Annotated in this window: 7 protein-coding genes; 2 read left to right on the plus strand and 5 right to left on the minus strand. The window is 54.9% G+C overall.

Features of this window, described 5'->3' with window-relative positions; all coding sequences use genetic code 11:
- Window positions 1-188: 188 nt before the first annotated feature.
- From Poly21_RS24450 to Poly21_RS24465, 4 genes are all read right to left on the minus strand, one after another.
- Window positions 189-884 carry a class I SAM-dependent methyltransferase gene (locus tag Poly21_RS24450; RefSeq protein WP_146409681.1) on the minus strand — a complete coding sequence of 232 codons (696 nt, stop codon included), beginning with the start codon at window positions 882-884 and terminating at the stop codon, window positions 189-191.
- Window positions 877-1,341 (minus strand): Rrf2 family transcriptional regulator, encoded by a 465-nt coding sequence (locus tag Poly21_RS24455; protein ID WP_146409682.1) that lies wholly within the window; start codon window positions 1,339-1,341, stop codon window positions 877-879. The genes Poly21_RS24450 and Poly21_RS24455 overlap by 8 nt, the downstream gene beginning before the upstream one ends.
- 260 nt (window positions 1,342-1,601) lie before the next feature.
- Window positions 1,602-1,823 (minus strand): hypothetical protein, encoded by a 222-nt coding sequence (locus tag Poly21_RS24460; protein ID WP_146409683.1) that lies wholly within the window; start codon window positions 1,821-1,823, stop codon window positions 1,602-1,604.
- An 81-nt stretch (window positions 1,824-1,904) separates the two neighbouring features.
- The gene (locus Poly21_RS24465; RefSeq protein ID WP_146409684.1) at window positions 1,905-2,507 is read right to left on the minus strand and encodes a TetR/AcrR family transcriptional regulator; all 603 of its coding nucleotides are present in this window, start codon (window positions 2,505-2,507) and stop codon (window positions 1,905-1,907) included.
- Between the two features lie 78 nt (window positions 2,508-2,585).
- On the opposite strand from Poly21_RS24465, the gene Poly21_RS24470 reads away from it, so the two are divergent.
- A complete protein-coding gene (locus Poly21_RS24470; RefSeq protein ID WP_302120496.1) occupies window positions 2,586-3,050 on the plus strand; it encodes a hypothetical protein in 465 nt (154 codons plus the stop codon).
- A gap of 962 nt (window positions 3,051-4,012) precedes the next feature.
- Entirely contained in the window at window positions 4,013-4,375 is a 363-nt protein-coding gene (locus Poly21_RS24475; protein WP_146409686.1) for a hypothetical protein, read from the plus strand.
- Window positions 4,376-4,500: 125 nt separating this feature from the next.
- Here the strand turns inward: Poly21_RS24475 and Poly21_RS24480 are convergent, their stop codons facing one another.
- Window positions 4,501-5,826 (minus strand): integron integrase, encoded by a 1,326-nt coding sequence (locus Poly21_RS24480; RefSeq protein ID WP_302120497.1) that lies wholly within the window; start codon window positions 5,824-5,826, stop codon window positions 4,501-4,503.
- Window positions 5,827-6,417: the final 591 nt, after the last annotated feature.

The following is a 6,417-nucleotide window of genomic DNA, read 5'->3' on the forward strand; positions in this document are numbered from 1 at the left end:
TCGAGTCATAAGACAAGCACAAAACCAGTGCCAATAGGAATGGCGCGAGGAACCTGCTCTTGCGTTTGGTCAACTTCACGGTCCAAAAACGATGCGGAACTTCATCCGGTGTTGGCATACGAGACGTGGATCAGTGCCGAGGGCACACGCACCCAGAACGCAAAACTGCCTTGCTCATTCTGATCCGTTTAGGCATAAGCCACCCAGCCACGAAAAGCGAAGCCGACGTAGAACAGGCTGACGTTTGAGAATCCAGCCTCTCGCAGAATGGCCTCGTCCTCTTGGGGAGTGAGAATCGACAACTGGGACTCGACTGCTTCGCGAGCTTTATTCGCGTTTTCGGATTTGACACCGGAGCTGACCGCGAAGGCTGCGTATCGCGACAGCCACACAGCCCGTTCTCCATCACCTTGAGGAATGCTCAGGTGAGCCACAACGAGCGGTGAGCCGGGTTTCAGCCGTCTGCGAGTTTCGCACGCCATTCGCCGACGTTCTTCGCGCTCGACAAAGTGCATCGTCAGGATGCAAGTTGCTGCATCAAATGGGCCATCAGGCGTAACGTCAATCAAGCCGTGGTGCAGTTGAACGCGTGATGCGATTGGCCCCATGGTTTGTTCGGCCAACGTCAGCATCTCTTTTGACGGATCAACTCCGTCAAAAGACCAGCTCGGCTGAGCCTCGGCAAAAACTTTCAGCTCCAATCCGCCGCCTGCCCCGATTACGAGGACGCGACCATTTTCCGGGACTCGCTCTGCCAAGAGCCAGCACACCATCCGCTGCATGTCAGAAAATCCCGGCACGAACCGCGGCGGCCCTTCGGTGTAACGTGCGACTGCATAGGTGTTGGAGAACGCGTTCTCAGCGAAGCTTTTTTCCTCATCCATGAGTATCCTCTCTAGATTTGCTTTGACGGCCATGCGCAACGATGCGGGCACGGCAGTCGGCGATTAACTTGGCGAGTGTTACATCGCCAAGTCGGCTGAGCAGAAGTTCTTCGGCCTCATCAAAAGTTTGTTGCAGTGCCGCGTTGACTGCCTGTTCAACGAGGCACTCTGGTGACTCGGTGCGATTTCCGATCGCAAGTAGGGAAGGACTGCCTACGGCTGTGTAGATATGCCGCAACGTTACGTCTGCCAGATCACACGAAAGCCTCCATCCCCCGCCATGCCCCTTTTCCGATTGCACATAGCCTTGCTTCCGAAGTCCTGCCATGGTGCGGCGCACTACCACCGGATTGGTGTTCATCATCTTTGAAAGGTCCTCGGACGTGACAGGCCCATCACGCTCAGCGAGGTGGAGCAGGATGTGAAGCACGCCAGAAAGTTTGCTATCGCGTATCATGTAACTTATGGTATTACATGCACCGGCGGGCGTCAAGAGACGGCATTTACCGTGTGGTGGTAAACCGAAGATCCTCAAAAACGCCTGAGATCAAACGATGCTTTGACGCTTACATCTCGTTGGTCTTCATCAAGCAGGAATAGTACCGCCCAGAATCCCTCCGCCAACTACAGTTGTGCTCGTTTCCTGGCTACTGCGAGACAGACTTGTTCTTAGGCACATCGCAGCGCGCCTATTTCGACTCAGGCGTCTTGCCGATGTCAGTCGACCGCACGGAACGCGTCCACGACTTCAACAGCTTCGGTTAGATCGTACGTCGCATCAGTGAAGCGATCTCCTGAGTTGTGACGTCCATCATTGGGCAGCGTTGTGGGCAACCGCGACGCGTGGAGCGCGCCAATTGCCACCGACTGAGCCTTGACAGTGACAAAGGAATTTGGACTCGTTAAGTAGCTTCCGAGCAATAGCTTAGAGACAGCCATGGTCCGAGACAGTGAGACTTAGGGGTTCGTTTGAACCGCTATCCAACCGAACTGTGGCGGTGGTTTTCAAGCACTTTCCCGTCAGTCCTTGAAGATGGAATCAAGATGGTAGTGCAAAATCGCCATCGCTTGCTTTGGCGTTCGCTGCCCAACTAAAACGCTCATCCCCAAGCCGTGATTCAACGCCAGCAAGCGTGCAGACTCGATCAGAGGTGCGATAGACTCGAGCAATTCTCCACGCTCCTGTCCGCTTGCAAATATCGTCGCAAGCTGTTTTTCCAGGCGTTTGGGCCCTTCGACGAAAGGTTTCTTCGCCAGCTCCTGGTCGTTCATCGCCAGAATTGCGTAAGCAGACCAGACACGCTGAAAGAGACGACTCTCCTCGTCCGTGGGAAGCGCTTCTTCAAGGAATGCCTCAAGGTGCTGGCGGACCGTTGGAGTTTGCGGCAACTGTTGCTTGCGTTGCTCCCATCTGGCATGGCTCAGCTCTTCCAGCCTCTCAAGGGCAGACTGCATCAAGCTTGCTTTGTCACCGAAGTAGAACTGGACCTGACGTAACGAGACTCCTGCCTTCGCGGCAACCGTACGCATCGACACAGCGTGCAGCCCTTCTTCCCCTGCGGTCTGCAATAGCGCGTCAATGATCTCGCATCGACGCTCGCGATGGCTAACTCGTTTTGGCATGGGGTGACCTTTGACAACTTGCGAGACGCTTTTTATGATACAAGTGTATCATAAAAACAGAAACTTGGTTGGCCATCGATGTCCACAATGACTCAATCCACTGAAATCCCTTCAATTGCTGGAAAGATTTGGCTCTGCGGCGCTATTAACCGATCGCACTATGAAGTCGATCGTGGTTGTAAATGTGAACGAACGATATGCACCGATCTTATTCTTCCCATTCGTGAAGAGAAGGACGCGATCTGCAGGATTTATCGGGATCTCTATGAAATTGATCCCTCGCGGAGCATTTCCGATGACACGGACTGGACGGGTGCCGTGATCAAGTCTTGCTGTCACCTGTCGGCACTGCTTGATCTTTCATTGAGGCTGGCGGCTAAGAACGCGGTTCCTGTCGCCGTCGCTACGTCTGAGTCCATGGATCGCCTGCGGTCCTGGGCCAGAGGTCGGTGTCTGTCGGCGAGTCGCTCAGGAATCTATCAGCAGACCGATGGGGCGTCAAAGACTTGTCGCCGCGTCAACGGCGAACCGTCGATCAACTGAGCCAGGTTTTAAAATCCGGATTTCAAACCCATCCGGACGGTGTCGATCGGCGAGTGAACGACTTCGCTCGACCATGGCCGCGGCTCGGTTGAGTTTCAATTGGTTGGCGACGGTGACACGTCATCGAGAAAGTCGGAGCGACCCGCGAAAGTGTCGCCGAGCAGGCGATCGAGAGCGGATTTGGCCCGACGGCTAAGGAAGGAAGCAAGCTGCGACACTCTGGCCACATCGAAGCAGGATCTGCTCGAAGTGGTACCGCCGCCTATGACGCGTACAACTCGCCAAACGGCGCAGCGACGGACCGATTCGGTAGCTGAGGATGGCAGGTGAGGTGCACCAGTCCAATCCCACTTTTTAGGAGCTTGGGTAACTGCACATCTCATCGTGCTGCCCGTCGACGCTCCCCGAACAACATGCCGCAACCACCTGACCGATCAGCGACAGCTCCGTCGTCGTGGCGAACCATGATGAAGCGACGTTCATGTTGTGGGGCAGACAAACCTGTGGTCGGTGAGTGACAATGAATGTTGATCACACTTTTAACCAGAGCCTTCGTGCGGCGGCGGTGCCTGCACCTCCAGCCCTCGCCAACTGGTCCACCTGCCGGTGTCGATGAATGATTGCTGACGGGCGGTTAACTCAGGCCAAAATCCGAAACTATCCAGGACGTGCATCGAGGCGGTCTAGTCCACGGCGACCGTCATCTCGTCGTAAGTGTTGATGGCACATATTGGCAAATTTCTTAACATGACAGTAGCGACGTCAACGCGTTCCGCAAAAAGCTTGACCTGCGGGCTCGCCTCCCTCATAATCATTGCCGCTGGAGCGATCGGTGATCTGCTGTCCTCTTAAATCGGTGATAACTCCGGCAGTGTCACCGACCGAACCGAAGGTGCATCCGGCAGTGAGGCTTCCAAAACCAGCTGCTTTGACAGATCGCCTCGACGAAGACAGGAAAAGATATGAAACGCAAGGAATCAGAGGCGATTGTCGGGTATAGCGTCCTCGAGAAATTCGAAGACTGTTACCAATACAATGAGAATGCTTGCTTCATCGCAGACTCTCAGAGCAGCGCCGGTGCTTTTCTGATCTATGGACACGGCGACGCGAATGATTGCCGGATCGACGAAGTTACCTTTGACGACATCATGCACGACTACGGGGGATCGTGCGGCGAGTACGCTATGGAAAGCGAGGCGTTTGCTCGATTTAAGAGAATCGCAGCGTTGAACGCCGTCACCTTCACGTCTGAAATTTACGATGGAGACGCGACCCTCTTTGTGGTTCAAATTGACGGCGTCCAGATTGTTGATGACGACGAATGAGCAAGTACAGACGATTGAGAGCGAGTGGCCTTGCACTATCGGTTTCTGGCCGCCGCTACGTCAGCCGACTGAAGACGATCAGGCAAAGTCGCGATTGCCATCTCTTTTTCCCTTTTAATTCTGCTTCAGCCCACCGTCCCCAATAGCCGATCCAGCGGACTGACCAATCCAGACTCCTGCGGATTGCGAACATGCGTGTAAATCTCCGTCGTCTTCACATCGTTGTGCCCGAGTAACTGCTGAATCTCACGGATGTTCGTACCCTGCCACAACAAATGCGTTGCAAAGCAGTGCCGAAAAGTATGGCTCGTCACATGCTTAAACAATCTCGCCGCCTGCACCGCTCGCCGTAAATGGTGTGCAAAGTTATCCATGTGAAGGTGATGTCGATGCAGTCGCCCGGTCTGCGGATCGCGCGACAGCCGATTCGAAGCAAACAGGAATTGCCACCCCAGTTCCTGATGCGCGTTGGGGTACTTCCGGTCCAACGCAAACGGCAACCATACCGAGGCGATCCCGTCGGCAACATCGTGCCGATGGAGCACTTCACGCGATGCCACCCATCGCTCCAAGGGCGCGATCAAATTGTCTGGCATCGGCACCAACCGGCTCTTGCCGAACTTGGAATCCCGGATCTCAATCTGCTTGTTCGCAAAATCGATATCCTTGACCCGCAACCGCATCGCCTCACTGATCCGCATCCCACACCCGTAAAGTAAATGGGCGATTACCAAGTACACGCCGCGCAACCCAGCGAACACGCTGGAAACCTCCTCCACACCGAGCACCGTCGGCACGAAAGTTCCCTTGCTCGCGCGGATTGCCTCGATCCGACCCATATCCTGCTTTAAAACCAACTTAAAAAACTTGACCATCGCGTAATACACTCGGTTCTGCGTGCTCGGAGCCACGTTGCCGTCTACCGCGAGATCGGACAGATGGGCCTCCACATCCTGGTCCCCAATCGTTTCGAAATCCGCCAAGCAGGTCAGACCTCGCGCCGTCATGAACGTCTTCAAATCTTGCACGTACGCTTTCTCAGTGGCGTAGGCCCTGCCGTCGCTCCGTAACGCTCGCCGAAACGCTTGAATGACGTCGGGTTCGAGCGGGTTAATAACCCCCGCCACACCATCGATTACATCAAAGCCGCCGTTTTTCGCATGCTCGATCTTGATGATCTGCTCCATCTTTTTCTGCAAGGGAACCAAATCCTCAACCCCCTGCTTTTGAACCCGCAGTCGGTAAGCCATCAGTGCCTCGATGATCTTCATCCGTTTCCAGGCAGGTACCTTCGCGTCACGCTTATTCCGCAGAAATGCGACCACTTCGTCCGCCGTAAACGGCCGCTGGTCCTCACCTCGCCGATGATGAAAAACTGAAAACTGCTTGAACCAAATCCGAGCCCACTTCAGATCCTGGTCCGCACGCCCCACTTTGCTGTACGTTTCCATCGCTCTCACTCCCTCGAAATCTAGCCGATTCTCACCGACCGCCTCACCTCCACGCTTTTCCAAATTGACGAAGAGACAAATCCGAAACCGAAAAGACAGAAGCCATTCCGCTGAACCAACCCCTCAACGTACAGCATCTGTCAAGCGGATTCATCAAAAATTTTGGCCGCTATTTGCTAGCAAAACCACCAAAAATCATGATCGATGGGTCTGGACCACTGCGTCGCAAAGGGGATCACAAGGTGATGACGATCAGCCCACTGGGTGGATTCACTGGCGATAACGGTCGGCCACCTGGGGGACTCCGCTGGTGATAACGCCCCGAAGCCACCGTCCGCCAACGCGTCAATGGCCCACCCTGTGAGGGGTTGCAACGTGAGAACAAGTCACTTATTATCACCTGCAAAGTGCCAATAACGCCCCAAAATCACTTGTTCTCACCCTGGGCACCGGGATATAAATAAGTTACGAGACCAAGCCGGACTGAAGACGAGGGTGGATGAAACGCCAAGTATGCCCTGCGGGGCATCGTCCGGCGCCTGAGCCGTGACAACCATCGCCTGCCCTGCGGGGCACGAGTCAGTACACGCC

The sequence above is a fragment of the Allorhodopirellula heiligendammensis genome (genome assembly GCF_007860105.1).
Lineage (GTDB): Bacteria > Planctomycetota > Planctomycetia > Pirellulales > Pirellulaceae > Rhodopirellula > Rhodopirellula heiligendammensis.